This window comes from Sporosarcina sp. NCCP-2331 (genome assembly GCF_023707945.1).
GTDB lineage: Bacteria > Bacillota > Bacilli > Bacillales_A > Planococcaceae > Sporosarcina > Sporosarcina cascadiensis.
Map to the genome: position 1 here is coordinate 29,284 of NZ_BRCD01000006.1, position 25,801 is coordinate 55,084.

General features: G+C 44.0%; 29 protein-coding genes. 3 read left to right on the top strand and 26 right to left on the bottom strand.

Going from position 1 to position 25,801, the window contains the following annotated elements; genetic code table 11:
- Positions 1-4: 4 nt before the first annotated feature.
- From NCCP2331_RS04935 to NCCP2331_RS04980, 10 genes are all read right to left on the bottom strand, one after another.
- Positions 5-697, bottom strand: a complete 693-nt coding sequence (locus NCCP2331_RS04935) for a PIG-L deacetylase family protein (RefSeq protein WP_251668978.1) — start codon at positions 695-697, stop codon at positions 5-7.
- A complete protein-coding gene (locus NCCP2331_RS04940; RefSeq protein WP_251668980.1) occupies positions 694-1,383 on the bottom strand; it encodes a formyl transferase in 690 nt (229 codons plus the stop codon). Before NCCP2331_RS04940 ends, NCCP2331_RS04935 begins: the two co-directional genes overlap by 4 nt.
- A 16-nt stretch (positions 1,384-1,399) precedes the next feature.
- Positions 1,400-2,347: an ATP-grasp domain-containing protein gene (locus NCCP2331_RS04945; RefSeq protein WP_251668981.1), complete on the bottom strand. Its 948-nt coding sequence runs from the start codon at positions 2,345-2,347 to the stop codon at positions 1,400-1,402.
- A complete protein-coding gene (locus NCCP2331_RS04950) occupies positions 2,334-3,077 on the bottom strand; it encodes a metallophosphoesterase family protein (RefSeq protein ID WP_251668983.1) in 744 nt (247 codons plus the stop codon). The genes NCCP2331_RS04945 and NCCP2331_RS04950 overlap by 14 nt, the downstream gene beginning before the upstream one ends.
- A 117-nt stretch (positions 3,078-3,194) precedes the next feature.
- Positions 3,195-4,304, bottom strand: a complete 1,110-nt coding sequence (gene pseG / locus NCCP2331_RS04955) for a UDP-2,4-diacetamido-2,4,6-trideoxy-beta-L-altropyranose hydrolase (RefSeq protein ID WP_251668985.1) — start codon at positions 4,302-4,304, stop codon at positions 3,195-3,197.
- Complete coding sequence (locus NCCP2331_RS04960; RefSeq protein WP_251668987.1) at positions 4,274-4,891, bottom strand: pseudaminic acid biosynthesis-associated methylase; 618 nt, start codon at positions 4,889-4,891, stop codon at positions 4,274-4,276. The genes pseG and NCCP2331_RS04960 overlap by 31 nt, the downstream gene beginning before the upstream one ends.
- A 23-nt stretch (positions 4,892-4,914) precedes the next feature.
- Positions 4,915-5,643 carry a glycosyltransferase family protein gene (locus NCCP2331_RS04965; RefSeq protein ID WP_251668989.1) on the bottom strand — a complete coding sequence of 243 codons (729 nt, stop codon included), beginning with the start codon at positions 5,641-5,643 and terminating at the stop codon, positions 4,915-4,917.
- A gap of 14 nt (positions 5,644-5,657) precedes the next feature.
- Positions 5,658-6,623 carry a UDP-N-acetylglucosamine 4,6-dehydratase (inverting) gene (gene pseB, locus NCCP2331_RS04970; RefSeq protein ID WP_251668997.1) on the bottom strand — a complete coding sequence of 322 codons (966 nt, stop codon included), beginning with the start codon at positions 6,621-6,623 and terminating at the stop codon, positions 5,658-5,660.
- Between the two features lie 13 nt (positions 6,624-6,636).
- Complete coding sequence (locus NCCP2331_RS04975; RefSeq protein WP_251668999.1) at positions 6,637-8,499, bottom strand: motility associated factor glycosyltransferase family protein; 1,863 nt, start codon at positions 8,497-8,499, stop codon at positions 6,637-6,639.
- Positions 8,486-9,085 (bottom strand): DUF8042 domain-containing protein, encoded by a 600-nt coding sequence (locus tag NCCP2331_RS04980; RefSeq protein WP_251669001.1) that lies wholly within the window; start codon positions 9,083-9,085, stop codon positions 8,486-8,488. Before NCCP2331_RS04980 ends, NCCP2331_RS04975 begins: the two co-directional genes overlap by 14 nt.
- Before the next feature lie 237 nt (positions 9,086-9,322).
- On the opposite strand from NCCP2331_RS04980, the gene NCCP2331_RS04985 reads away from it, so the two are divergent.
- Positions 9,323-10,369: a hypothetical protein gene (locus NCCP2331_RS04985; protein WP_251669003.1), complete on the top strand. Its 1,047-nt coding sequence runs from the start codon at positions 9,323-9,325 to the stop codon at positions 10,367-10,369.
- A 477-nt stretch (positions 10,370-10,846) separates the two neighbouring features.
- Here NCCP2331_RS04985 and NCCP2331_RS04990 read toward each other — a convergent pair whose 3' ends face one another.
- The 13 genes from NCCP2331_RS04990 to NCCP2331_RS05050 form a co-directional block, all read right to left on the bottom strand.
- Positions 10,847-10,960 carry a flagellin gene (locus NCCP2331_RS04990; protein WP_376776798.1) on the bottom strand — a complete coding sequence of 38 codons (114 nt, stop codon included), beginning with the start codon at positions 10,958-10,960 and terminating at the stop codon, positions 10,847-10,849.
- Positions 10,961-11,304: 344 nt separating this feature from the next.
- A complete protein-coding gene (locus NCCP2331_RS04995; RefSeq protein ID WP_251669004.1) occupies positions 11,305-12,417 on the bottom strand; it encodes a flagellin N-terminal helical domain-containing protein in 1,113 nt (370 codons plus the stop codon).
- A 398-nt stretch (positions 12,418-12,815) separates the two neighbouring features.
- A complete protein-coding gene (gene csrA, locus NCCP2331_RS05000; RefSeq protein WP_251669005.1) occupies positions 12,816-13,037 on the bottom strand; it encodes a carbon storage regulator CsrA in 222 nt (73 codons plus the stop codon).
- Position 13,038: 1 nt separating this feature from the next.
- Positions 13,039-13,470, bottom strand: coding sequence for a flagellar assembly protein FliW (gene fliW, locus NCCP2331_RS05005; RefSeq protein WP_251669006.1), 432 nt, complete (start codon positions 13,468-13,470; stop codon positions 13,039-13,041).
- Between the two features lie 49 nt (positions 13,471-13,519).
- Positions 13,520-14,071, bottom strand: coding sequence for a DUF6470 family protein (locus NCCP2331_RS05010; RefSeq protein ID WP_251669007.1), 552 nt, complete (start codon positions 14,069-14,071; stop codon positions 13,520-13,522).
- A gap of 99 nt (positions 14,072-14,170) precedes the next feature.
- On the bottom strand, positions 14,171-15,058 hold the full coding sequence (gene flgL / locus NCCP2331_RS05015; RefSeq protein ID WP_251669008.1) for a flagellar hook-associated protein FlgL: 888 nt from the start codon (positions 15,056-15,058) through the stop codon (positions 14,171-14,173).
- Between the two features lie 21 nt (positions 15,059-15,079).
- Entirely contained in the window at positions 15,080-16,603 is a 1,524-nt protein-coding gene (gene flgK, locus NCCP2331_RS05020; RefSeq protein WP_251669009.1) for a flagellar hook-associated protein FlgK, read from the bottom strand.
- A gap of 12 nt (positions 16,604-16,615) precedes the next feature.
- Positions 16,616-17,122 carry a flagellar protein FlgN gene (locus NCCP2331_RS05025; RefSeq protein WP_251669010.1) on the bottom strand — a complete coding sequence of 169 codons (507 nt, stop codon included), beginning with the start codon at positions 17,120-17,122 and terminating at the stop codon, positions 16,616-16,618.
- An 18-nt stretch (positions 17,123-17,140) separates the two neighbouring features.
- The gene (gene flgM / locus NCCP2331_RS05030) at positions 17,141-17,410 is read right to left on the bottom strand and encodes a flagellar biosynthesis anti-sigma factor FlgM (protein ID WP_153722666.1); all 270 of its coding nucleotides are present in this window, start codon (positions 17,408-17,410) and stop codon (positions 17,141-17,143) included.
- Between the two features lie 126 nt (positions 17,411-17,536).
- Complete coding sequence (locus tag NCCP2331_RS05035; protein WP_251669012.1) at positions 17,537-17,953, bottom strand: TIGR03826 family flagellar region protein; 417 nt, start codon at positions 17,951-17,953, stop codon at positions 17,537-17,539.
- Positions 17,954-17,959: 6 nt separating this feature from the next.
- On the bottom strand, positions 17,960-18,574 hold the full coding sequence (locus tag NCCP2331_RS05040) for a ComF family protein (RefSeq protein ID WP_251669013.1): 615 nt from the start codon (positions 18,572-18,574) through the stop codon (positions 17,960-17,962).
- Positions 18,571-19,941 carry an ATP-dependent helicase ComFA gene (locus NCCP2331_RS05045; RefSeq protein WP_251669016.1) on the bottom strand — a complete coding sequence of 457 codons (1,371 nt, stop codon included), beginning with the start codon at positions 19,939-19,941 and terminating at the stop codon, positions 18,571-18,573. Before NCCP2331_RS05045 ends, NCCP2331_RS05040 begins: the two co-directional genes overlap by 4 nt.
- Positions 19,942-19,952: 11 nt before the next feature.
- Entirely contained in the window at positions 19,953-20,801 is an 849-nt protein-coding gene (locus NCCP2331_RS05050; RefSeq protein ID WP_153722710.1) for a DegV family protein, read from the bottom strand.
- 131 nt (positions 20,802-20,932) lie between these two features.
- Here NCCP2331_RS05050 and NCCP2331_RS05055 point away from each other — a divergent pair, with 131 nt between their 5' ends.
- Complete coding sequence (locus NCCP2331_RS05055; RefSeq protein WP_251669018.1) at positions 20,933-21,709, top strand: enoyl-CoA hydratase-related protein; 777 nt, start codon at positions 20,933-20,935, stop codon at positions 21,707-21,709.
- 774 nt (positions 21,710-22,483) lie between these two features.
- Here the strand turns inward: NCCP2331_RS05055 and NCCP2331_RS05060 are convergent.
- Positions 22,484-22,879 (bottom strand): flagellar protein FliS, encoded by a 396-nt coding sequence (locus NCCP2331_RS05060; protein ID WP_251669020.1) that lies wholly within the window; start codon positions 22,877-22,879, stop codon positions 22,484-22,486.
- Between the two features lie 114 nt (positions 22,880-22,993).
- On the opposite strand from NCCP2331_RS05060, the gene NCCP2331_RS05065 reads away from it, so the two are divergent.
- A complete protein-coding gene (locus tag NCCP2331_RS05065; RefSeq protein WP_251669022.1) occupies positions 22,994-23,803 on the top strand; it encodes a flagellin in 810 nt (269 codons plus the stop codon).
- A gap of 20 nt (positions 23,804-23,823) precedes the next feature.
- Here NCCP2331_RS05065 and NCCP2331_RS05070 read toward each other — a convergent pair whose 3' ends face one another.
- Together NCCP2331_RS05070 and aspA are read right to left on the bottom strand one after the other, a co-directional pair.
- Entirely contained in the window at positions 23,824-24,117 is a 294-nt protein-coding gene (locus NCCP2331_RS05070) for a late competence development ComFB family protein (RefSeq protein WP_153722672.1), read from the bottom strand.
- 156 nt (positions 24,118-24,273) lie between these two features.
- Positions 24,274-25,719 (bottom strand): aspartate ammonia-lyase, encoded by a 1,446-nt coding sequence (gene aspA / locus NCCP2331_RS05075; RefSeq protein ID WP_153722673.1) that lies wholly within the window; start codon positions 25,717-25,719, stop codon positions 24,274-24,276.
- Between the last annotated feature and the right edge of the window lie 82 nt (positions 25,720-25,801).

Sequence of the window (25,801 nt, forward strand, 5' to 3'; positions counted from 1 at the left end):
TCAATTACCTAGTTATTTTCCTGCCAAGCATGAATGCTTCAGCCGCTTCAACCCCAATATTTGCCCCTCTCCATTTAGCCAGATGATCCAGAGCAATTATTGATCGAGCGTGTGGCCAATTTCTCATCTCAGTTTCATATGCTTCAAGTGCTTTTAGCTTCAATGATAAAGTCTTTTCAATATTTACATACCAGTTAGGGGTAAAAGCAGGTGCTGTTCCGGCAGTTATCCACTCTGTGCTTGAGGCAGTTTCGAAAAATAGTAACTCTTCAACACAATGATTACCTGGAATAGGTCTTACTGCTGTCATTACAGCCTCATGAATTCTGCGGTGATCAATATTTACGTCCCCAATATGATGTGTATAAATAATATCAGGCTTAACTTTGTTAATTAACTCTTCAATAACTTTTATAATATCCAATCGGTCTACCGAGTCCATCCGGTTATCCGGGAAATCCAATAATTCTAATTTCAAGACTCCCAGAATATCATTCGCCTTCTGAGCAGCCTTATGTAAAATACTAAACTCATTACTATAGTGTTCCCTGTCTCTTTTCTTATTTCTGCTTGTTAAGCCTTCAGCAAGTATTGCAGTATAAACACGATCTCCTTCTAATGAATGCTTGGCCATTGTCCCGCCACAACCGAGCACTTCATCATCAGGATGAGCAGCAATCACTAAAATTGTTTTCATATCTCTTCTGTCCTCTTCAGTTTAATTTTTACATCCGCTATAACTTCATTTGCTTTTCTTGATGCACGTGTAAATTCATATCTGAAGTCTCCCACCTCAATAAATGCTTTAGGATAGCCATCAGCATCTAGCATTCGAATATAATCAAACACAGCATGTAAGCTTGATAATCCTGATAGATCACTCTCTAAAGGATTACGCCTTTTAAATTCAATAATTTGTCCAGACTGCTCAATAGGTTCAGGCTCATTGTTTAAAATATATTCTATCATCCCTTGTATTTTTTCAGCTGCACGCAAATATATTTCCTCGGCATTACCGTGTAATGAAAAAGGTACTTTTGTATATATCGGTCCTGCATCCAATGTCTCCACACACTTAATAGCCGATATTTTAGTTTCATAAATGCCCCTTGCTATCAAGTTTTGTAAAGGACTTCCCCCACGACCATAGGGAAGATCTGTCATGTGAAAAATAATACAATTAAAGTTTTCATATATTTCTTTAGGTATAATAGTTGACCAATGTGGAAAAAAAATGAATTTAGGATTTATACTCTCAAGTAGTGGCAAATTGAGCATTGAATTATTTTCAAAATAATAGAACTCAAAATCCAGATATATTTCTTTCAATTTCAAAAAGGTATCTCTATAAAATGATTTATCAAAGGCAATTACAACTTTCATTGACCTAACACATCCATTAATAATATATTATCTCACAATCAGAGCGAAAAATTTTTTTATTTGCTATTTTATCGATATCAAACTCTATATCTTCCAGACAATTTATTTTATCTTTTATCGACCATTCTAAATCCTTAAAACCCAGTAAATGCCTGAAAACTAATGTACTTGAAAACCTTGGATTTATTTCAAAGATGACAGGAATTTCTTTATTAGACATTCTTAATTGAATGTTAATACTGCCTTGGAAGCTTAATTTACTGCAAAAGTCATCTAGCAAATTTTCTATTTTGGTATCTCTTACGACTTCAGCATAGCCTGTTCTATCTCCATGAAGTACTCGTTTGAAAATTATTTTTTGAATACTTCCCAATTTACTTTTGAAAAGTCCACAAGTATATTCCTCTTCCTCAGGCAAGATTAGCTCCTGAAATATCCATTCTTCAAAGTTTTCTTTGTAATATTCATAATTATTCTCCGTAACTAGTTCTACCGTTTTACTACCTGATCCATCTCTACTCTTGATAATGCATGGAAGTTTAACATTGGAATTGTTTTTTACTTTTGTTGTTTCAGGAAATGGCATATCATTATCTTTTAAGAACTTCGCTGTTTCTAATTTATCAAAGCCAATTTCCATCACATCAGAACTAGCCATCAAAATTGGAATATTATTGATCCTATTAATTTTATTATCCATAAAGTACCTAATTTCTATTTCGGATGCCGGGATAACCATATTAATGTTGAACTCTTCTATCGTACCTTCTAAGAAAGAAAGATAACTTTTTTCTGTAATTTTTGGACCTTTAATGAATCCATTAAAAAAATAGTTTGCAGGAAATTGTTCATTTATGTCCATACCATAGATTTGATTAACCCAAGAAATTTCTTTTAAGATTTTTGACATTCCCCTGCCTATATCACCAGCTGCTCCTGTTACTAAAATGTTAATCGGCTCCATTAATTAGATCTCCTTCCCTATCATATCTTCTACGGTTTAGTATATTTATTAAATACTTTCCATTTGTGTTTTTAGTTTCAGTTATTAAGAGTTTTACTTTATCTACATTAAAAGGAGTGCGATAAGGAACATATACTTTATTAGAAGTATCAATCATTCCCCAAGATGCAATGCCACCCACATCTTTACTCATACCGACAGAGCCTACATTTATTAACAAGGTATTATTACGAGCAGTAATAAATGGATAGTGACTGTGTCCTGTAAAAATGTAGTCATATTCTTCAGATAAAAACTCTTCTAACTTACTTTTATTAACTGTAGGATATAAATAATAGTCAGGCTGACTTGGTGCACCATGGCAAAGTTTAATTAAGAGGTTATCAAATAAAAGATCCTTTTCTACTGGCAATTCAGATAACCATTTGAGTTGTTCCTGAGATAAACATTTTATTGCCAATGAATGTCCCTCTCCAAATTTATCATTCAATTCCTTTAAGGAAACTTCTTTATTAACCGCGTTTATAAGTAATCGTTCATGATTACCTTGTATAGTTGTTGAATTAGGCAAAGACATAATTCTCTCAACAACTTCTTTGGGATTAAGATAGTATCCAACTAAATCTCCTAAAATACAATAATAATCAATTTCTAAATCTTGAGCATGATTTAGTACTGCTTCTAAAGCAGGTAAATTGGCATGGATATCGGATAGGATAGCTATTTTCATTATGAATAATATCCATTAAGGTTTTCACTGCAAAAATCATTGCTATTTAAGTAAGTTGCAAAAAGTCTGGCATTTATACTCATCTCAGTTTCCATAATTCCTAATCACTCCTACCTATTATATTATCAACCTTTTACAGATAGGTTGCCCCGTTACTGACCTAATACTTATTAGTTTTTCACAGTTTTCAATACTCTTTTTAAAGAATTCGGTATTTTTATTAACATATTTTAAACTATCGCTAATATCTTTTCTTCCTACTTCTATAAATTCTCCTAAATAAAAAATTGAACCTTGTTCAGCTACTGCTTTAGTAACCTCTTTTTGATTCTCCGCCGTTACTAAGATAATTGACGGCAATAATAGAATACATCTTTCCCATATTGTCGATCCACCAGCACCTATAGCCAAATCTGCTTTCATCATTAACTCTGCCATATTATTTACTTGGCAGAGATACTGAGCGTTTGGAGTCGCTTTACATAATTCTTCGACTATTTCTTTATGAGGATTAGATGCCCCAACTACGACATCAATATTTTTAAACTGCTGTTCGGATTCCTGGACTGCCTCTAATGCCTTGATTGTTTCGCCTGTCGGATCCGTTCCGCCAAAGAAAATCAATAAATTCTCCACTTTCCCAGAGCGAATTCTCGGTCTTTTAGCCGCTTCAATAAATTCATCACGCAAAAGCACATAATCCGGTCCTAATAAAAGGACGCATTCGTCTGGTACTAAACCAATATAACGTTCCTGCATATTATGGTAATAGTTTTGATCAAGAAGGTAATTACACTTATGTGGACGATTTGCTAAATCATCAATCACAAAAATAGAGCTGACCAATTGGTCAAATTCCCTTTCCCATTTCTCGTCTAATGAATAATGATCCACTACCAATACATCGACCTTACAACCCGATTGTTTCAATAATGAAGCTGTATCTTTAGCATCTTGCTTCCAATTTTCCGATATCCATTCTATATCACTGGTGGAATCCTTCATTTCAGGTAATGAAAGAACCCCGACATTCTGCGATTTTAGGTAAGCAATGCTATTTCCAACCAAGTTACGACAAATAAACGTCACTTCTGCTCCGTGACGTTGTAGTTGCTTAGCGAGAGTTAAACATCGCATTACGTGGCCAGTTCCTATTTCAATAGAAGCATCTGTACGTATCATTATTTTCATATAGTCTAGTATGCCTTCTTTCTTAATAAGAACCAAGTAACGTCGTCTAGCGGAAAATTGTTATCTCTGTGATAAACAAAGCCATAATCAATTAACTCTAAATCGCTATATTTATCAAGTATTTCACCTGCAAAATCTCTTTTAAATAACTTTCCCTTATGTCCTCTATAGTCTATTTCTATTGGAGTAGGATTATAATATTCTGCTATACATATATACTTATTGGATGTCTTATATAACAGTTCATATACATCATTAAGATAAAGAGGATTTATATGAATTAGAACTCCTTTAATTAATACTAGGTCACGACAATAATCAACTTGAAAATCTAAAATTGACTCATTATAAATTTCAACTTCATCTAATTCACTTAATTGCTTAACTGCTTCGCTGTTTATTTCTATTGCTGAAAGACTAACATTAGGAAGTAACTTTCTAATTGCTTTCAAATTCATTCCTATATTAGATCCAAACTCAATAATTGATTCTACCTTAGATGTCTTCATTAAAATATTTGAAAAAAAAGGAATATTATTGATGTATTCTTGATTTCTTTTAATATATTCTGCACCAAATTTTTCAGCCCAAAAACTTTCCTGTTCAGTACGATATTCTGCCATTCCTATTCAACTCCTATTAAAGTCTATATCTTTTTTTGTCTAATTCCCTTATTGATTTCTGATAGTTCAGGATACTTATTTATTAAGTTTATTATATCATCCATAGAGAAGTATGGATTTTCAGGATAAATTCTCTCCAGAATCTCTTTTATCAATAGGTAATCTTCTTTTGTGTCAACTGTCCATCGGTTAAAACTTATATTTCTGTTTAGTGAAAGATTAATCAATTGAAACTCTTTATTCTCTCTATAAATATATGAAGTAACATGCTCCCTATCCCTTTGCAGTGTTGCTTTGTTAAACGCCTCTTCTAATACATGGAAGTTAAATACTTCTGTATCCATTCCTAAAGGGTATGTTCTAATCAAAGTGTTTGAAGCATAGTCTTTACTTGGATTACTCAAATAAAGTTCTATAACTTGGTCTACTATTCCGGGATCGATTAAAGGGCAATCAGAAGTCAACCTTACAACGATATTTGCTTCTGACTGAATAGCTGCTTCATAGTAACGAGATAATACATCTTCCTCTGATCCACGATATATCGGAACTTTGAGTTGAGTACATAGGTCTACAATAGTATCGTCAGTATTATTAATAGTGGTCGCTACCACTATTTCATTAATATATTTACTCCTTGCTACACGCTCAAGCTGAAACTCTAAAAGCGTCTTTCCTAAGACCTTTTTTAATACCTTTCCGGGTAGTCGAGTCGAGGTCATACGAGCCTGAATGATAGCTACAATTTTCATTTTTAACGTCTCCTTTATATTTCTTCTGAAAACTGTCGAAGTTCCTCAATAGTCAACCAGTCATTATTTGTATCACTCGTATATTTAAACTGATCTGAAAGCTCTTTAGAATTTTGTCTCTCCTCGTCCGTCCACCAAGAAAATTCCGGCTGGATCACGTAATACGTATCATACTCTCTCGTATGTCGCGCATCATCTTCCATAATCATTGCCTCATGCAATTTTTCACCTGGACGAATTCCAACGATTTCTATCTCACACTCAGGCGCAATGGCTTCTGCTAAATCTGTAACCCTCATACTCGGTATCTTCGGAACAAAGATTTCGCCACCCTGCATCCGTTCTAAATTATCTAATACGAACTGAACCCCTTGTTCCAAGGTAATCCAGAACCTTGTCATGCGAGGATCAGTGATAGGTATCTTCCCTGTACTTTTTATCTTCTTGAAGAAAGGTACCACGCTTCCCCGGCTGCCTGCTACATTGCCGTAGCGAACCACAGAGAACATAGTATGTTTTTCTCCTACATATGAGTTCGCCGCAACAAATAATTTATCCGAAGCAAGTTTAGTTGCGCCATATAAATTCACAGGACTTGCTGCTTTATCTGTGCTAAGTGCGATGACCTTCTCGACTCCGCGGTCAATTGCTGCTTCAATGACATTTTGTGCTCCATGTATATTCGTCTTCACAGCTTCGAATGGATTGTATTCACAGGCATCTACATGTTTCATTGCAGCGGCGTGAATGACGATATCTACTCCGTCGAATGCACGATAAAGCCGATCTTTATCACGTATATCACCTATAAAAAAACGAAGCCGGGAATCAGTAAACTCCTGTTTCATTTCATATTGCTTTAACTCATCTCTGCTGAAGACAATAACCTTTTTCACGCCTTGTGTTAACACTTTTCTAATGAACTTCTTACCGAAAGAACCGGTACCGCCTGTAACTAATATTGTTTTGCCTTGTACCATGGAACCACTACTTTCAATTTATGATAGATTCAATTTCACTTTTCATTTCTCTGTAGAGCTGATGTGCAAAATTATAATTTTGCGCACATTCTGTAATAAAGTTAGAAAACTCTGCTACAATGATCCCGCCCTTTCTCAAGGCTTGATTTTCATGCCTAACATGCTTAATATTTTGATTAAGGAACTCTTGTTGGACACGGACCATCGGCTCAACGAACGTCTTATAAAAGTTATTATTCTTCATTACATCAATCTCAGTATCCAACTGATTATATTTTTTTTCTAATTGATTTGTTTTCTTTAAACAAACTTCTTGATGGATGGATTTTAAGACGTCAAAAATTCTATTAAGTACTGCTCCCAGGATTTCACATTGACGATTCATTTCTTGCAGCTTCTTCTCTAGATGGTCCGTACGGTAGCCGTGAACAGGCCGGGTCCATCCTTTTTGAAATACGGGTTTATTTAAATCGTCTTGAATGATGTCTTCAAGCGCTCTAAACTCTGCATCTTGAATCGCTGCTCCGCCTTTTGTTGTATTCCACACTTTAACTTGTGGATGACTTGAAATATACATCTCTAATTGCTGACGCATTCGATTAAAATCGTCTGTTGTTTTTACATCATTACCATATACATCTTTTATTGACAGCGCCGAACTCAACTTTTCTTCACTTACTGTTTGGCTGCCTGTACCATAGTCAATGCCTTTAGCGTAATGTTGATTAGCAATATAGGCAAGGTTTTGCCCCACCAACATGATGTGGCTGACACCAAGCTTCGCAAGCACTTGGAAGGTGACAACCGCAATAGACGGAGCGTCATTTACGAAGTTCAACTGCATCTCCTCTGGAAAGTCTATAAAAGCCGATGACACCGTATCTTGGCTAACAATCATATGTAATAACTCACCAGGGTAATTTTCCAGCGTTTCAAAACCGACACTACTTCCAAATATGAGAGGGATATCTTTTAAATCTTTATCTTTAATAACTTGTATCACCCGATAGTTAATATCTTGCGGGTCATACGTACAAGCAGCATCCGGATAAATCCCCTGCTCAATCAATGCATTAATCGCCGATCCAACCGAAAAGATATAAGCCAGACCATGTTCCTTAATATGCCTCAGATTCTCAAACTCCTCATTCAGCGAAGGTCCGGCAGCAACAATGATTGCAGGTTTCCCTTCGAAAGCACTTCGATCAATATCATGCAAGATATTCGGCGTTTGTAAGACCGTCGGGAAGTTTTTTATAGAGTTAATGGTCCATCGCTTTTGAAAAGCGATATTTGTCGCGAGAGCGCTATGTCTGTCTTTCACAGATTCAAGTGCTTTTTGAAAGATGATTTGAAGTTGCTCCCCATAGATCTTTTCATAGACTGGTAGTGTAATAATTTTTAAGACATTATTAGACGCTGCCAGAATTTGCTGGACCTCTGCCATTACGGTTTCTTCTTCAATTCCAGTGAAAATCTTTTCTAACTGCCGAATGGGCAGGTTGTCTAGACAAAAGTTCGATAAATACATATGCAGTACTTCTTCATTTGGTTCATATATAGAAAATTTCGCATCAGGGTGCTTCTCCATAAACGCTTGGATATGCGCGCCAGTGCCGATACCCGCAAAGAGCACATGTTTAATGACTTCCCCATCATATTTCCCGGCAAACCGCTCTGCTTCTTTCTGCGGGTCATATTTACTTTGCAGATAGAGAGGCTTGCCATCATACAGTATTTTTAATGTGAGTGCTCCTGTTTTTGCTGGTTCAGAGAATACCGTCCCGCTCGCTGGCTGGTCATCCCACTTAGAAAGGCGCTGCAATAGTTCCCGGTCTTTTAAACGCAAAACATTACGATTGTCAATTAAGATCATGGCGCAAACCCTCATTATCCATAGTCAACTGTATTTCTTTTTCTAATTCTTCAAAGTTCGGCAGCAGTTCATATTGAATGATGTCTCCAATCAATACATTGTCTTCATTCTCTATGGCTTCGGCCAAACTTTGAATATCTTCCTGCATTTTATCAGAAACAGCGAGATATCCTTGCCAATTCGACGGCACAGCCATGCTTTTTCCGATAGTCATCAGCATTTCATTGATCCATTGAAGACCGCCAAGCAGCTGATCAAGTGTGGTCCATGTTTCAGGTTGTGGATTGTCATAGAAAGCTTCTGCAAGCGGAGCCAGCTCCGGGATTGCGCGCTGTGTATATTCTTCAGCAGAAAGAAGCAAATCATTTACAAATCCCTTCACTGTCTTCGCAATGATTTCCAGCTCTTCAATTTCCCTAGCATGTTCATTCAGATAACTTTCATGATTTTCATATACTTCTATCCCGTCTGCGATAAAATGACTCAAATAATAATCCTTCGCCAGTAAGTTGTTAATTTGTTTAATAATATGATCAGCAGTTGCATTGTCGAGAGTGATCTTCTGCTGTTGAAAAATCAGTTCCACGGAGAACGCCTCCAGTTAATAGTTTTATGTAAAGTGTAACATATTCATATAGTTTATATCGGCTGAGAAACAGTATTTTGAAGGCAGAGCATAGAAGACGTCATGAGAAGTTATCAGGTTGGAACAAGTGATTCCGCAATATACAGGGATCATTACGTGAATTGTTAAGGTCATGTTATAATAGAAACATACGTTCCTTCATAGTCGGTTTTTAATTTGAAAAGGAGGATTTTTACTATGCCATGTGATGAAACTATTTCCTATATCAAACAGCATTTTCCCAACACTCCTACAAGTATTGTAGCTGACGCTGTCAATCTCACTATCAGCCAAGTTCGCACCATAGCAAAAAAATATCATATAAAAAAATGTGATTTGTACAAGGAAGAGTTGAAACGACAACTTGTAACAGACAGGGGGAAGTGGTTTGAAGACAGCATCGCTCCCTTTGAGCCTTCGGACTATCAGGAGCAGCTCCTGTTCGGCAGTCTGCTGGGAGACGGTTTTATAAGCAATGGCGCAGCGCGGAGTGTGAACTGTTATTATCAAGAACATTTCGGGGAAGGCCAGCGGGGGTATCGTGAATGGAAACTATCACAGCTGCGTGATCTTTCCTTTACCATTAACGGGAATTATCTGCGTTCAGCGAGTCATCCGTATTTCAAGCAGTTGCGCGAACTTCTATACCCATTCGGGCGTAAGACATTGGACAAAACATTCCTTGCCCGTTGTACACATCCTGTATTCTTCGCTGCACTTTATCTGGACGACGGCAGCCTGTCAGTTTCTTTCCGCTATAACGCACGTAATCATACGGTCTACTGCATGCCGAGTATTATGCTGTATACCTTGAACTTCACGCAGCAGGAGAATCAGGTGCTGGCGGATCATTTGAACGAAACATTTGGAACCAGCTTTGTATTGTCGGGTCATCCGGATGGTCATAAAAGTTTATTGAAGCTGAACAAGGAACAGGAAGTACGACACCTGTTTAATATGATTGGTCCGTATGTGAAAGAAATTAACTGTATGAGATACAAAACCGATTTGGAGGAAAATATTTCATTGAAGTATGAGTCATTGCAAGAGAAATTCGGGCGGGATATCAGAATTGTCGTCAGTTCGTCTGAACGCTTTAAGACTTATACGAAGGAGGAGATCGAGCGAATGACCGTATTAAAAAACGCGAAATTTTCTGACCAAATGATTGCTGATGAATTAGGCAGGTCTTATTGGTCGGTTGTTTACAAACTGAAAGAACTGAGGAGAAAGGGGTGTTTGTAAAGCATGATAGACAGGGAATCCCCACGCTCCCATATCTTTCTTTTAAATAATGACTTCAATAAATTTGAAAAGACACGATCCGAGTTATCGGATCGTGTCTGTTTAACCATATTAACGTAGCAATTGAAGTACGCCTTGTGGTTGTTGGTTGGCTTGCTTTGCCGCCATGTCTTTCGATCATGGAATAGACTATATCTTCACCCTCATACAATAAGGGGCTGGGCACTTCGAATGTTACTTAGTAACACCCTACGGATTTCATCGCCATAGCTACTGCCTTAGACGGTATATCCTAGTCGTTGAACGTTCCCCACGGTTTCCCGACAGGGGCTTCGCTGCTGATTGTCCAATCTCTTCTTTTTCAGGCCTTCGCGTTTACCGTTTCCAGTTCCGCTGTGGCAGAAGAGCTCTCAGGAGGTTCCAGCAATTCACCCAGTGATGATCTTATCCGTTGCCAGATAAGACGCCCGTACAACATTATCGAAGAAGTTGTAAAACTCCCTGCGATGACTGTTGTGCTTGAGCCAACATTGCTTGTGCTGCTTGAGTTAAGATGTTGTTCTTCGTGAAGTCCATCATCTCTTTCGCCATCGTGCGAACATTAGCTTTCACTAATGACTAGACTATATCTTCACCCTCCACTCTGGGTAGGGGCCGGGCACTTCGGATTCGCAAGTTACTCATTCTTGTGTTTCCTACGGATTTCATCATCATGGCTGAGCGCGTTAGATGGTCTATCCTAGTCGTTGAACCTTCTCCACTCTTTCGAGACAGGAGCTTGGCTGCTGATTGCCCAATCTGTTCTTTTTTCGAGCCTTCACGCTTACCGTTTCCAGTTACGTTGTGGCAAGGACAGTTTCAGGGGTTTCCAGCAATTCACCCGGTCGTACTCTCTGACCGTTACCAGTCAGGACGACTGTGTTTGTCTCAGTTGCTTACGCAGCTGATAAAACATAATCCACGTCGCGGATACGTGATTCCGCAGCTGTTAGGTTTTCGGAAGAAGTTCCGAGGTTGTTGATTGTGTGTTCTAAGCGGTTTTGGTTTGCACCTAATTTAGAACGTTCTGCGGAAACTTTATCAATTGCTTCCTGAATTTTTGTAACTGCTGCAGCCGCGTTTGCATGTGTCGAAACATCAAGAGCAGCTTCTGTATTTGCAGCATCTGTTCCATTCGTCACTGAATCAGCAGCAGTAAATCCTGCATCGCCTGCCGTTCCTGTAATACCTAAAGCTGAAGCACGCATATCAGCGATTTCTAAAGTTAAACTCTGATTTTCGTTAGCTCCTATTTGGAATTGCAACCCTTCACCAGCTGAATTCCCTGCAGTTGTAGTAACAGTACCCAGACCCGTAGCGTTAACAGTTGCGACTGTGGAACTCTCTTGCCCAGTTTTCTGAGTCAATACAACTTGTGCATCCGCACCACTTCCTGTAGTCGTGACGTCGTATTTAGCACTCAGTTCACCATTACCAGAAATCGCAGTCTTTATTGCAGTAGCTTTTTCTGCACCGGAACCTGTAAGAGTTAAGCCAGTTAAATTAACACCATCAACTGTAATTGCTGTGCCTGTTACGGCACCAACACCTACATTAGTGACACCTGCATTCGCAGTAACGGTAGTATCTTTCTCACCGTTCAATAATTTTTGAGTGTTGAACTCAGTAGTGTTACCAATACGGTTAATTTCAGATGTTAAAGAATTAATCTCCTTTTGAATTTCACCGCGGTCTGTTGATGTATTTGTATCATTTGCTGCTTGTGTTGCAAGTTCACGCATACGTTGAAGGATATCATGTGTTTCGTTCAATGCACCTTCAGCTGTTTGGATTAAAGAAATCCCATCTTGAGAGTTTTTAGCTGCCATATCTAAACCGCGGATTTGTCCACGCATTTTTTCAGAGATTGCAAGACCAGCTGCATCGTCTCCTGCACGGTTAATTTGTAGACCAGAAGATAGTTTTTCTAAGTTTTTAGAAGCTTGTGCATTGTTCGCTCCCAATTGGCGGTGTGTGTTAAGTGCTGCGATATTGTGATTGATAATCATTTTAGTTTCCTCCTTGATTGTTTGTTGGGTGCACGTCCTTGTGACCCGATTTTTTGGGCGGTTGATGGATCCGGCCGGTCTCTATCTCCCGCTTACATTACTAATATCGGATGTGTGGATAGAGTGTTTAGTGTTTACTAGAATTTATTTTTAAATTGTTTTAAATGTGTATGCAATGTGGCGCTTGGTTGGTGGGTAAGATAATTATTGATATCTGACTTGATGACCGAAGGTCGTTGGGTTTGGTTTGGTTTTATTGGTTTGGATTGTTTAATAGTAGGTTGGATGGGGGAGTATTTCTTTTTTTATACCGGGTTGCCAGGTCCCGTCACCATTCGCTAAGGGCATGCGAATGGTGTCGGGAGCCTGGCACCCTGGCGTTTGAGGTATGGTTTATATTAGTCTTTATTGACGAGCTGGGAGAATAGATTTGCGTCGAGTGTGATGGATTCGGTGTTGGTTTCTCTGACGGACATGACTAGCTCGCCCCTTAGGATGTCAACGGATTTTGGTGCTTCGATGCCGATCCGCACGGTGTCACCTTTAATTTCGAGTATGCGGATCTCAATATTATCTGCGATTTGGATAGTGTCGTTTGGTTTGCGGGATAGGACGAGCATGTTAGTTTCCTCCTTTGCCGATTTGGTGTCTGACTTCGAAACGGTTGTCGTTGAGGATCATTTGTTTTGCTTTCTTGTTGTGCAGCTGGAAAACGAGCGGCGCTTGAAGGTTAATGGTTGATTGGTCGAATGGCTGCTTCATGGACAGGATGCCGAGCACCATAACATCTTCCGGTTTAGTAATTTCGAGCGAGTTGATAGTTGGTTCATCGATTTCGAATGAGTAGTTGTCTGTCAGTGTGTATGGATTTGCTACGATGAATGCTGTATTGGCTTGATTGGTTGATTGGAGCACTTGGAAAGCGTTGTTGCCTTCAATTGGCAGTAAGGTGAATTCGGTTTCTTCTTCAAATCCCGGGAGGCCTTTTGGGAAGTGCCAGGTTTCAGTTGGTTCGATTTGGATGTTGCCGTGGAATTTAGTTTGGATTTGCATTAGGTTTGCTCCTTTTTTCGGGATACCAGGACCCTTGGTGTTTGGTATACTACATTTTCCAGTCGATCTGGATGGAGTTGTACTGCTCCATGACGCCCGTTAATTTCCCTTGCGTGTAATTGTGGACTGGTTTGTTGATTTGGACGTCGATGTTAGCTTTTTGCGGTGTGGCGTTGATGTTGAGTGAGCCTTCGCTGAAACTCATTTGCAGTTTGGTGCGGTCGCCTACGAAGCGGACGTTGATGTCAGCTTGCGGACGGTCGGTGTTTTGTTTGACGACGTCTGCGATGCTGGCACCATTTTCTATTTTCATTAGTTGCTGTCCCTCTGATGCACGGCGGACTGCTCCTTCTTGGACTTTCTGCATGCCGTATTGCGCATTATCTGCACTGCGGCGTAAGGTACTTTTCAGGTCAATGTCAGCACGGTTTTCAGTCGTATCGAGTGACAGTTGCGGGCGTGTCGTTGACATTTCCAGGATGGCTGCGGGCTGTTCGATGCTCTGGGTGGCTTTCGGCTGCTCAATTTCCTGAATGGGCTTGTCGATTTGCAAGCCCAGTTTTGCCGGTGTGGTCTGGATTTGCAGTTGTGGGATGTTCATTGGGTTCACTCCTTTAAAAACGGATGCCTGGTATAGCCACAATTCGCAAGTTCGTGCGAATGGTGTCCATACCAGGCACCCTGAATACGAATTATTTTGTTATCGTAAGAAGTCGACGAGCGACGGCTGGATGATACGTGCGCCTACGGAGAGGGCAGCACGGTGGATGGATTCGGAAGTGATCAGTTCGGTGATTGCCACTTCGTAGTCTACGTCTTCGTTTTCAGAGCGCTGTTTTTTTGCTGCTCCTTCTTGCATTTCTAGACGGTTTTTCATGAGTTCTGCGCGGTTAGAACGAGCACCAACATCAGCTCTATTTGTTAGTACTTTATCGAACTCTTTCTCAATACGAGAAATTATTGGTCCAAACTCTACCGTGTCGTCATAATCCTCCGAGTTATCTACTTTCTTTTTTATGTCATTAAATATTTTATCAATTTCTGAAAAGGATTCTAAAGCTTTAGTATTCACACGAAGACTAACTCCATCGAAAACTTCAATATTAACTTCCGAATTGATACCAGATGCACTTGAATAAGCGCCTTCAGCATAGAGCGGTGTGTCTGTATTTGTTCCGCTAAAAATATATTTATCTCCAACTTTAGTGTTCGCCAGGTCATGTAGTTGCTGCTGCATCTGGTCGAGCTCAATTTTTATTTTGTCTCGGTCTTCTTTTGTCATCGAACCAGTATTTGACGCATTGGTCGCAAGTTCCTTCGCACGCTGTAAGACATCACCCACGCCGTCTAAGGCATCATCAGTGCTGTCGAGCCAGTTATTTACTTCTCCTAAGTTCTTCTGGTATTGCCCTACTTTATCTACTGTCATGCCATAACCAAGACTCTTCATTACAGAAACAGGATCATCTGATGGCCGATTCACTCTTTTTCCTGTATTAATCTGCTCTTGCAGTTTGCCCATATTATTATAACTATTCGATAAATTTCGCAGCATATTATTAGATAGCATTGATTGTGTAACACGCATTATGATGGTACCTCCTTAAATTTATCTTCCAACAACGCCCATGCCATTGATGATTTTATCTAGTGTTTCGTCCATCACAGTAACCATACGGGCGGAAGCATTGTATGCTTGCTGGAATCGGATCATATCAGTCATTTCTTCGTCCAGCGAGACGGAACTTACCGAGTCACGGCGGCTCGATACTGCACCAAGTAGCGTCATGGAGTTCTTTGTCATCTTCACGGCTTGCTGCCCTTCTACACCAAGTTCTCCAATTACACCGGAATAAAATGATTGGATGGTTGTATCTTTAATACCGCCAATCTCAATTTTATTAAATTGAAATTTCGAAAGTTGTAATGCTATTTCGCCGTTCCCCGCTTCACCCGCTGCAGATGAAGCATTAAATTTATTTGGATCCTTTTGAATCTCTGCATTCACTTCAATGGTCGATGCACTATTCCCTTGAAAGAAATCATTCACTTTAGTGCCGGAAAGTGGTTCACCTGTTTTGTGAATTTTGTTAAATTCTTCAACAAATGCCTTTGCCATATCATCCAGCTTCTTCAACATATCAGGATATAGCCCCTTAACATTACCGTTTTCATCCGGATATCCAAAAGATTCTACAAGTGATCTCAACTTACCTGATTCCTGCATATTTCCAACTGTTAATGGTCCACCACTCGCATTTCCTTCCACAGCAAATGTAAATGATTCCATATCGGAGGGGCTTGCAGGTTTTCCTTCTCCATCGCCACCCACCACCGACATCTTGGCATAATCCTTACCTTCAATGACAGTTATTTCACCATTCTTGGTTTTAATCTTCACTGTAAGTGTACCCTCTGCTATAGCAAGTGCTTTACCACCAGTGGGAACGTTCTTAACTTCAATTGGCAAGTAAGTAGACAATTCATCCACTAACGCATCTCTTGCATCGTAAAGATCATTCGGCAAATAGCCATTTGGCTCCACTTCGGCAATTTGCTTATTCAGTCCTGCAATTTGGTCCATGATGGAGTTAATGTCTTTTACAGAAACGCCAATTTCCTGCCCAATATTATCTTGAATTTCTTTTAATGATTTATCGATATACTTGAAAGAGTCAGCAACCGCCACACCGCGCTCCACCACCACCGCGCGTGCACCGCCGTTCTCCGGGCTGTTCGCCAATGTCTGCAATGCCGCCCAAAACTCACTAAGCGAGCCCTGCAGTCCATATTTAGAAGGCTCAGCCAGCACATCTTCCATCTGGGAAATGTTTTTCGTGCGGTTTTCCCAGTAGCCGAGCTGGTTGGATTCATTGCGATATTGTTTATCGATGAAGGAATCGCGTATCCGCTGAATAGACCCAGCCTCCACACCAGTCCCTAAAAACCCAGGCATAGTCCCGGCATTCAATCCAACTCCCGGAAATCCAGAAGTAGCCTGCATATTAACCCGCTGTCTTGAGTATCCGAGAGTATTCGCATTACTAATATTATGTCCTGTCGTATAAAGGGCGGATTGCTGGGTGTACAATCCGCGTTTGCTTGTTTCTAAACCCATGAATGTTGAGCGCATGTTGTGTCCTCCTTAAGCTTGGGAGTCGAAGGAGGAGAGCTTTGGTTTGGCTCCTTGCTGCGACTGCCCTTGTACTTCGTTTTTTGAATAGTTGACGGATTCCGGACGCGGACGGATCATGTCCAGCGATAGATTCACGAATTGAAGCGATTGGTATGTCATTTTCTGATTGAGTTCGTTTTGCTGTTTCAACGCATGAATCGCATGCAGGAGACGGTCCTTCGCCTCTGCCAACGGTTGTTTGTCCGGTTCGTCCGCCAGTTCGATCAGTTGCGTCATCGTCGGTTCAGCAGGGACTGGACTTCCTTGTTCAGTCAGGTACTGCTTCACGGCTTTTACGCGGTTTTGGTCCATTTGCACGATGGCGGCAAGATGCGCCTGCTCCTCCTTCAACAGCTGATCAATTCCGTCGATGTCGCCGCTTCTCAGCAGTGCCGTCTTGTCGTTGGACAGACGAAGCAGGCTCGTATGCAGTTGTTCGAGATGATTGAGCATTGTCAAAATTGGTTCGATGGACATGTGGTTTCCTACTTTCTCCTACAGCTTATTGAAATAAGACAGCATGCTGGAAGCAAGTTTATCCGCGTCCACTTGATAGTCGCCGGACTGCACTTGCGCTTTCAGTTCCTGTACGCGCTGCTGGCGTGCCGTTTCAACCGGTGAAGCAGCGGACAGCTTTTTCGCTTCTGATGAAATCTCCAGTTTGTCAGTCTTCATTTCCTGTGTTTGTTTCGCCTGATTGACTTTCATTTGCTGATTGCGGTATGGATTAACCGACTGTGTGTTTTGAATTCCATCCAGTTTCATAGGTGTCGCTCCTTTCGTTTTTGCACTTTTATTTAGCTTTATTCTTTATTTCGGCAGATTTCCGATAATATTTAGGGGCTTTGGTACGAAAAACAGCGTGCAGTACGAACTGCTCGCTGTTTTTCTTCATTTACGGTCTTTTTGCGCGTGGTAGGTTGCCCGCTCTTGTTCTGCCATCGCATCGCGCAGTTCTTGTGCAGCTTCAATCGTATTCAGATCTTTTTTAATCTCATCTGTACACTTCGCACACAGCTTGCCGCTGTTCGTCAGCGCGCCGCATTTATCGCACGGATAGCCGAGATTCGGGAACAGCGCCGGCTGCAGTCTGCCTTTGCGCACCCATTTATGCAGCAGGCTTTCCGTCACGCCTGTTGCCTCGACGATGCGATCAATATTCGCTGCGCGATTTTCCCGTTTGCGCAGGAACCGGTAGACGGTTTCGTACATCTTTTCTTCACTTACCGCGCAATTCGCGCACACTTCGCGGATTCCCGTGTAATTGAAAAATCCGCCGCAGCTCGGGCAATTTTTTAGTTCTGCCATATCTGATCACTTCTTTCCTGTAGGTCTGAATAAAGTCACCGCTTCTACGCGTGCCGCGCCCGCCAGCTTCAGTGTCCGCGCGGCATGCTGCAGCGTGGTGCCCGTCGTGAAAATATCATCGACGAGCACGATGGCTTCCTTATTGGGTATATCGGCAGTCACCGCAAATAATTCAGTCATCGCCAGACGTTCATCGCGGGATTTTTCACCCATGACGGATTCCGTAGTTTTCTGCAGCAAGTTCTCGTACTTCACTCCTGCCGCATCGAGTAATGCATCGACTTGCGCGAACGTTCGCTTTCGTTTATTCAGCGCATGCATCGGAATCGGCACGACAGTCTTTTTCGAATCATTCAGCACAAGCCGGAGATCATCCGCAAACACCGCAGCGAGCGCAATGTCCTGCAGAAATTTGAATTGATGCAGGAACTCCCTCGCCTGTTCATTATATGCATACAGCGAATGAACAGAATCGAGCCACTCGGTTTCCGCCCGGCTGTCGATCCGTTCGAATGAATTCCGGCAGAGCAGGCAGACGGCTGTCGTTTTCGCGATGCCGAGCAGCTGCTGCCACGTCAGCTGGTCGGCAAGCGGTTTATCGCAGATCAGGCAGCCGTTCATAGCGTCACCTCTGTTTTGTTGAGCTTTCGGATTTCCCGTTTCGCTTCGTCCATTGCACTCGTGATGCCTTGATGGAACAGCACGAAGTCACCCGACGTATGGGGCACAGACCGTCCGACTCTGCCGCCGATCTGGATGAGTGCGCCTTTATTGAAAATGGTCTGCTCGGCGCCGACGACCGCCACCTGCACATTCGGAATCGTGATGCCGCGCTCGAGAATCGTGGTGGTCAGCAAGCCCGGAATCTCTTTCTTTCGCAGCAGTTGCACACGCTCTTTGCGGTCTGCATGCTCTGCGTGGACGGCGCAGATCTTCCCGTCCAGCTGCTGAAACAGCGGCTCCGCCAGCTCCATCAGTTCTATCTGATGAAAGAAGATGAGGAACGGCTGGCCGTTATTCAGACAGTTTTGCGTCCAGTCGAGCAGTTTCTTCGGAATACGCTTCTTTTTTAGCTGCTTGTCGTAATTCCATAGCGCTTCATGGCGGGGCACGGGCAGCGGCTGTCCATGATAGCGCCGGGCCAGCAGCGAAATATTACCTTGCTTTTTATTCATCGCAAGCAGCTGAGCAGATGGCGTCGCCGTGACGAAATGAATCGGCGCATTTGGTTTCGCCGCTTTCCTCACTGCCTGCTGCAAGGTTTCTTCTGCGGTATAGGGAAACGCGTCCGCTTCGTCTACAAACACGGCGTCAAATGCTTCGTGAAAGCGGTACAGCTGATGCGTCGTCGCGAGAATGAGCTGTGCGTCAAACCGCTCCACTTCCGCACCGCCATACAGCGCTTCGACCACGGTATCCGGAAAAGCCGCCTGCAATCTCGGCAGCAGTTCCAAGATGACATCCACTCTCGGCGCCGCCAGACAGACGCGCCTGCCTTCCTTCAATAAATAGTGAATCGGCTGGAACAGCATTTCCGTCTTGCCCGAGCCGCACACGGCATACAGCAGATGCGACACTCCCTGCTTCGTACTTTCCAGCAGTTCACCTGTCGCTTTCTGCTGCGCAGGCGTCAGATTGCCCTGCCAGTTCATCCGGTGTTCTGCCGGAAACAGCGGTGCGTCTCCTGTCCAGATCACCAATTCCGAACAGCAGGACACACGCCCCATGTTCAGGCAATGTCGGCAATAGGCACATGGCGCTTCACACTGCGCGCACTGGAATACGGTGAATCTCGCCTGATTTTCATTGAGACAGCGGTTGCATGTATAGTGCTTGCCGTGCCATGTCGTTTTCACTTTGATCCCTTTTATTTGCTGTATGGATTGTTGCTGTATTGCTTCGTCAATTGCCTCTTGCGGAAACGGCAGTAACTGGCGCAGCCAGATGCGGCCCGCCAGAAATTGCCGAATTTCTTCGTTAGCGGCCATACGGTTCCTCCTCAGGTTCCGCGCCGTTTCACCCAGCCGAGTCCCATCGCCCCTTCGCCGAGATGGGTGCCGATGACCGGACCGAAATGGCTCACGGTGAAATCGACGTTCGGATGTTTTTTCTCCAAGATTTCTTTCCATTCGACTGCTTCTTCATAACGGTTCGCATGGATGACCGCCGCGTCTAGCAGCTGGTCTTTCGCGTCTTCCGCCAGCAGATCGGCAATGCGTTTCATAGCTTTCTTTGATGTGCGGATTTTCTCGAACGGCACGATGACTTTATCTTCAAAATGCAGGATCGGCTTTACTTGCAATAGCCCGCCGACAAGTGCCTGCGCGCCTGAAAGCCGTCCGCCGCGCTGCAGGTGAGACAGGTCGTCCACCATGAAATACGCTTTCAATGTCTTCTTCATTTGATGAAGCTCTTCGATAATTTCATGGGGGTGTCTGCCTTCATTTGCCAGCTGGGCTGCACGGACGACGTAAAACCCCTGCGGATACGCCGAAATTTCCGAATCAAACGGCAGCACTTCGATATCGCCGACCATTTCCCCGGCCTGCACCGCGCCCATATACGTGCCGCTGATGCCGCTCGATAGATGAATGGAAATGACTGCGTCGTAGTCTTTCGACAGTTTTTCGTACAGTGCTTCAAAGTCGCCGATCGCCGGCTGGGAAGTTTTCGGAAGCGGACCTTTGCCGCGCACAAGATCGTAGAACGCACCCGTCGTCAGATCCACGTCTTCTTTGAATGCCTTGCCGTCAATCGTCACCAATAGGGGGATGGTGTGGATGCCAAGCTCTTCTTTTATATCATCCGGCACATAGGCCGTGCTGTCTGTCACAATCACTGTTTTCAACATGATCAACTCCTGTCCCCTATTCTACCTGAAATCGCCACAATTGGCATCTGTGAATATTAAATATACAGGCCGCTCCCTGTCATGCTATCGTGTAAATAGACGAATTATTTTTGAAAGGGGTTTTGATTATGCAGGACATCCAGTACGAACAAAGAAATTCGGTCGCGTATATAACACTCAACCGGCCGGAAGCGATGAATGCTTTCAACTTTAATTTGCTGATGGAGCTCGGGCAGGTGGTGGAGGGGATTCGGATTGATCCGGATATCCGTGCAGTTGTGATAACAGGCAGTGGAGACCGGGCGTTCAGCGTCGGGGCCGATTTGAAGGAACGCAAACTGCTGACAGAAACGCAAGTACGCCGGAATCTGAATAAAATCGGCGATGTCTTTACGATGATCGACCAGCTGCCTCAGCCGACCATTTCGTTGATCAACGGCTTTGCATTCGGCGGCGGAATGGAACTGGCGCTGGCCTGTGATTTCCGGATCGCTGCCAATGAAGCAGTGATGGGCTTGACGGAGACGGGGCTTGCGATCATTCCGGGAGCAGGCGGCACGCAGCGGTTGCCGCGATTAATCGGCGAAGCGAAGGCGCTCGAGCTGATTATGACAGCCCGGCGTCTGGATGCGGAAGAAGCATTTGCATATGGCCTGCTGACACAGCGCGCGCCGGCTGATTTATTGGAAGAAGTCGCAGATGCATTTGTCGCTTCACTGCTCGCGAACGGACCGATTGCGCTGCAGCAGGCGAAATTCGCGATTAAACAGGGAATGAATGTGGATCTGCAGACGGGGCTCGCGATCGAGCGCAAAGCATATGAAATGACCTTGCCGACGGAGGACCGGATGGAGGCGCTGAATGCGTTTGCGGAGAAGCGCAAGCCGGTGTTTAAGGGGCGTTAGGTTTGGTGACAACTCTATGGGTGCTGAAGGCGGCGGTATGAGCGGTCGGCGTGAGTGTATGATCATGCGCGGGGGGCTGAATGATCATCCGGCGCTACGGTATGATCACGCCGATCGGGTCAATCAGCGTTGGCTGGGATTGAAGGATCATCTAATGCGGGATTGGTGCGGCAGCGAATCGTTTTTGCGCGTGGACAGTAGTTTTGGCACGGCTACTAAAAGACTGAATGGTGCGGCTGACGCCGTTTTTCGTGCGGTACGGAGGCGGTTTGGTTCGTTGACTTAAGCGTTTGGTGCGGCAGCGAGTGGGTTTGGTGCGCCAAGCCGCGAGATTGGTGCGTTGTAACTGGTTTTTGGCGCGCGCCACGCACCTCACGCATGCATGCTGAAAAACCAGCACCCTATTCGGCGAACCATACCCCTTTACATCACAACCTGCACTCTCCGCCTGCTCTTGACAAGCTATCTGGATTGCACCTTCTGCCATGCTTCCGGAGAGACTGAATGGTGCGGCTGACGCCGTTTTTCGTGCGGTACGGAGGCGGTTTGGTTCGTTGACTTAAGCGTTTGGTGCGGCAGCGAGTGGGTTTGGTGCGCCAAGCCGCGAGATTGGTGCGTTGTAACTGGTTTTTGGCGCGCGCACTCAAGCGTTTGGTGCGGTTACACATCACTTTCGCTCGGGGACGGCAACGTTTGGCTCGGCTGCAAACCGGTTATGCGCGCCTGCAGAATCCTGCACGCAAAAAAAACCGCCCGGCACCCGCGCCGGACAGCTTAAAATGAATTTGAATATCGTTTATTGCGCTGATTGTGGCTGGCTTCGCTCCAGGCGTCTTCCAGCTGATCGATCTGCCGGCGGATGTCCGGCAGCAGCTCAAACTGCTTATGTAATTGCACAGCGACCAGGCTTTGATTGATCACGACGTAATTCAGCAGCAGCCGCTTGCCTTCTTCGCTGCGGTGATCCACTACTCCCATCAGTTCGAACAGCACGTACTGCAGCTTTTTCAGCGGCTCTGCGACGTCGGGATTTGCGACCTGTTCTGTCGCCGTCTGGATGTCTGCCAGCAGACTGCCCATTTCATTGAGCAGCTGGACGATCAAGTCGATGGTCGGCGTCGTCGTGCTTGCGGTATTCTGATAGACTTCGATCGCACGTTTTACGTACATGCGGCTCACTCCAAATGTTTTTCTTTTATTATCGGACGTTTCAATTGATTTTGAAGAAATCAGACCGATATAAAGCGTGATGCACTAAAAGAAAAAGCTAAAGTGGGTGAAGGGATGCGAATACACAGCTCTGAAAATATTGCGTTTTCGACGAATCGTGCGCAAAGGAATGCGACGGACATTGAAAAGACGCTGCTGAAACTCGGCAGTGGATCGAAAGTGGCAAAGGGAAGTCAAAATGCTTCCGGTCTCGCTATTTCCGAGACGATGCGTGCTCAGATCCGGGGACTTTCCCAGGCGCAGCGCAATATGCAGGACGGACTATCCGTGCTCGAAGCTTCGAATGAAGGATTGAATAATGTCACGAACCTGCTGCAGCGTGCGCGTGAAATGGCCGTGTCGGCAGCAAACGGCACACTGACTGATTCAGACCGCGAAGCGAGCAGTCTCGAATTGGAGCAGATCAAGGAAGCCATCAACGACACAGCCGGCAAACTCGAGTTCAATACGAAGAAGATTCTTGGCGAAGACAAAGCGTTGATTCTGCAGGTCGGTGCGAATCCGGGGCAGCAGATGACAATCGGCAATATTGATATCAGCACGAAAAAGCTCGGCCTTGACGGTACTTCAATTTCGACACGCGAAGATGCTGAAAAACTGATTTCGACTATCGACAAAGCGATCGGTACGATTACTGGTCATTTGACGAAAGTTGGGTCCGAGATGGAAGCGATTGAACACCATCTGACAAATGCGTTAGTGTTTGAAGGCAACTTAACGAAGTCGCTTTCATTGCTGGCGGATACCGATATGGCGGAAGAAATGATGAATTTCGTTCAGCAGGATATCCGGCAGAAAGGCGATCAGCTGCTGATTAAGACAGTGAACAGCAATTTGCAGGATGTACTCTCTCTTTTAAAGTAAGCATAGAAAAAACCTTCCAATTACTGATTGGAAGGTTTTTTCATGTTATCACACCGCGGGTTTGCGCCCACGACACCGGCAGCCCATGCCACTTTTGTCATAATCGCCGTGGCACCTTGGCGGTCGGCTTGGTGAACGGCTCGTATGTAGGCACTGTTTGCTTCGTCGACGATGTATTGGGCAGGCAGTTTATTGAGCGTCATCGCCAGCACGTCGCTCATGCAGTGATCGCATGTGCACGACATATTCAGCTGAGATTTATACTCCTTCAGCACTTCCTGAACCACAATCTCCATCACGTTTTGCACTTTCATATTCTCTACCCCTTAGCAGACTTCCCCCGTTACCTGCATGGGAAGTTAATGTGACGCTATTCTTGCGGGTCTGGCCTAAGCCAATCGAACAGTGCAGGCGCAACGGCGGCGTAAGGCAATCCCCCGGCGCCGAAGCAACATTCTTTGCACTACTTATTATTTCGACAAAATAATCTTTTTCTTTAGTAAATCTTTACCTGAAATTCCAGGCTTCGTCATTTCGAACGGATGCAGGATCAGATCCAGCTCTTCTTCCGTCAGTACTTTTCTCTCAATACACAGCTCGCGGATCGACTTATTTGTCAGCAGCGCTTCTTTCGCAATCTGCGACGCCACTTCATAGCCGACGTGCGGATTGATCGCCGTGATGACCCCGATGCTCTTCTCCACATACTCTTCCAAATGCTCCACATTCGCCTTAATTCCGTCCAGGCAATAATCGCGGAACACTTCAAATACATTCGTCATGATCTTCAATGACTGCAGCAAATTAAACACCAGCACCGGTTCCATGACGTTTAATTCGAACTGGCCGGCTTCTGAAGCAAGCGCGATCGTCGTATCGTTTCCGACTACTTGGAACGCGACCTGGTTCATGACTTCGGCCATAACCGGATTCACTTTACCCGGCATAATGGAAGATCCGGGCTGTCTTGCCGGCAATGAAATCTCTGATAAACCGGTGCGCGGGCCTGACGCCATCAGACGCAGGTCATTACAGATTTTGGACTGGTTCAGCATCGTGCCGCGGAGTGCAGCCGATACTTGTACGTAAGAGTCGGTATTTTGCGTTGCATCGACTAAGTGAGTGGACGATTTTAATTCGAATCCGCTGTTTTCGGATAAGTATTCCGCCACTTTTTCAATGTACAGCGGGTCCGCGTTCAAACCAGTACCGACGGCTGTTGCACCCATATTGATTTCGTATAAGTAGACGCGCGACACACGGATGCGTTCGATATCGCGGCGAAGCACCATTGCATAGGCTTCGAATTCCTGACCGAGACGGATCGGAACCGCGTCCTGCAAATGTGTGCGCCCCATTTTCAAAACGGACTGGAATTCGATTGATTTTTTCAGGAACGTCTTATGGAGTGATTCCATCACACCGATCAGTTTATCCACTTTGACGAGTGTCGCGATGTGGATTGCTGTCGGGAACGCATCGTTTGTCGACTGCGCCATATTGACGTGCGAGTTGGGACTGATAATGTCGTAAGAACCTTTCGCGTGGCCGAGAATTTCAAGCGCCCGGTTTGCGATGACTTCATTTGCATTCATATTGACGGATGTACCTGCACCGCCTTGAATCGGATCGACTAGAAACTGATCACGCAGCCCGCCGTTCATCACTTCTTCGGACGCCTGGATAATCGCTTCGGCGAGATTTCCATCCAGCTGGCCGATATCGCGGTTGGCCTGTGCGGCTGATTTTTTCACGATTGAAATCGCACGGATCAAATCGCTGTTGATGCGGTAGCCGGTAATCGGAAAGTTTTCAGCAGCGCGCAGTGTCTGAATTCCATAATAAGCGTTTTGCGGCACTTTCTTTTCTCCAATAAAATCCTTTTCAATACGGTACAACAATTCCTCTTCCATCATGCAGAACCTCTTCTCAAGTATTTTTCTTATATTTTGACCTGCAGAACGTCCATGCGTTTCGACAGGTTTTTTTACTCTTTCA

Coding starts and splice junctions, on each gene's coding strand:
- NCCP2331_RS04965 (WP_251668989.1), bottom strand. CDS start 5,643: ATGAAAATTGTAGCTATCATTCAGGCTCGTATGACCTCGACTCGACTA.
- NCCP2331_RS04995 (WP_251669004.1), bottom strand. CDS start 12,417: ATGATTATCAATCACAATATCGCAGCACTTAACACACACCGCCAATTG.
- flgL (WP_251669008.1), bottom strand. CDS start 15,058: ATGCGTGTTACACAATCAATGCTATCTAATAATATGCTGCGAAATTTA.
- NCCP2331_RS04935 (WP_251668978.1), bottom strand. CDS start 697: ATGAAAACAATTTTAGTGATTGCTGCTCATCCTGATGATGAAGTGCTC.
- flgK (WP_251669009.1), bottom strand. CDS start 16,603: ATGCGCTCAACATTCATGGGTTTAGAAACAAGCAAACGCGGATTGTAC.
- NCCP2331_RS04990 (WP_376776798.1), bottom strand. CDS start 10,960: ATGGCGAAAGAGATGATGGACTTCACGAAGAACAACATCTTAACTCAA.
- NCCP2331_RS05040 (WP_251669013.1), bottom strand. CDS start 18,574: ATGAACGGCTGCCTGATCTGCGATAAACCGCTTGCCGACCAGCTGACG.
- NCCP2331_RS05065 (WP_251669022.1), top strand. CDS start 22,994: ATGCGAATACACAGCTCTGAAAATATTGCGTTTTCGACGAATCGTGCG.
- NCCP2331_RS05060 (WP_251669020.1), bottom strand. CDS start 22,879: ATGTACGTAAAACGTGCGATCGAAGTCTATCAGAATACCGCAAGCACG.
- NCCP2331_RS05010 (WP_251669007.1), bottom strand. CDS start 14,071: ATGAACATCCCACAACTGCAAATCCAGACCACACCGGCAAAACTGGGC.
- NCCP2331_RS04960 (WP_251668987.1), bottom strand. CDS start 4,891: ATGGCAGAATATCGTACTGAACAGGAAAGTTTTTGGGCTGAAAAATTT.
- flgM (WP_153722666.1), bottom strand. CDS start 17,410: ATGAAACTGGATGGAATTCAAAACACACAGTCGGTTAATCCATACCGC.
- fliW (WP_251669006.1), bottom strand. CDS start 13,470: ATGCAAATCCAAACTAAATTCCACGGCAACATCCAAATCGAACCAACT.
- NCCP2331_RS04985 (WP_251669003.1), top strand. CDS start 9,323: ATGCCATGTGATGAAACTATTTCCTATATCAAACAGCATTTTCCCAAC.
- NCCP2331_RS05070 (WP_153722672.1), bottom strand. CDS start 24,117: ATGAAAGTGCAAAACGTGATGGAGATTGTGGTTCAGGAAGTGCTGAAG.
- NCCP2331_RS04950 (WP_251668983.1), bottom strand. CDS start 3,077: ATGAAAATAGCTATCCTATCCGATATCCATGCCAATTTACCTGCTTTA.
- NCCP2331_RS04945 (WP_251668981.1), bottom strand. CDS start 2,347: ATGGAGCCGATTAACATTTTAGTAACAGGAGCAGCTGGTGATATAGGC.
- NCCP2331_RS05035 (WP_251669012.1), bottom strand. CDS start 17,953: ATGGCAGAACTAAAAAATTGCCCGAGCTGCGGCGGATTTTTCAATTAC.
- pseB (WP_251668997.1), bottom strand. CDS start 6,623: ATGGTACAAGGCAAAACAATATTAGTTACAGGCGGTACCGGTTCTTTC.
- NCCP2331_RS05025 (WP_251669010.1), bottom strand. CDS start 17,122: ATGTCCATCGAACCAATTTTGACAATGCTCAATCATCTCGAACAACTG.
- NCCP2331_RS04975 (WP_251668999.1), bottom strand. CDS start 8,499: ATGATCTTAATTGACAATCGTAATGTTTTGCGTTTAAAAGACCGGGAA.
- NCCP2331_RS05055 (WP_251669018.1), top strand. CDS start 20,933: ATGCAGGACATCCAGTACGAACAAAGAAATTCGGTCGCGTATATAACA.
- csrA (WP_251669005.1), bottom strand. CDS start 13,037: ATGCTCGTCCTATCCCGCAAACCAAACGACACTATCCAAATCGCAGAT.
- NCCP2331_RS04940 (WP_251668980.1), bottom strand. CDS start 1,383: ATGAAAGTTGTAATTGCCTTTGATAAATCATTTTATAGAGATACCTTT.
- aspA (WP_153722673.1), bottom strand. CDS start 25,719: ATGATGGAAGAGGAATTGTTGTACCGTATTGAAAAGGATTTTATTGGA.
- NCCP2331_RS05045 (WP_251669016.1), bottom strand. CDS start 19,941: ATGGCCGCTAACGAAGAAATTCGGCAATTTCTGGCGGGCCGCATCTGG.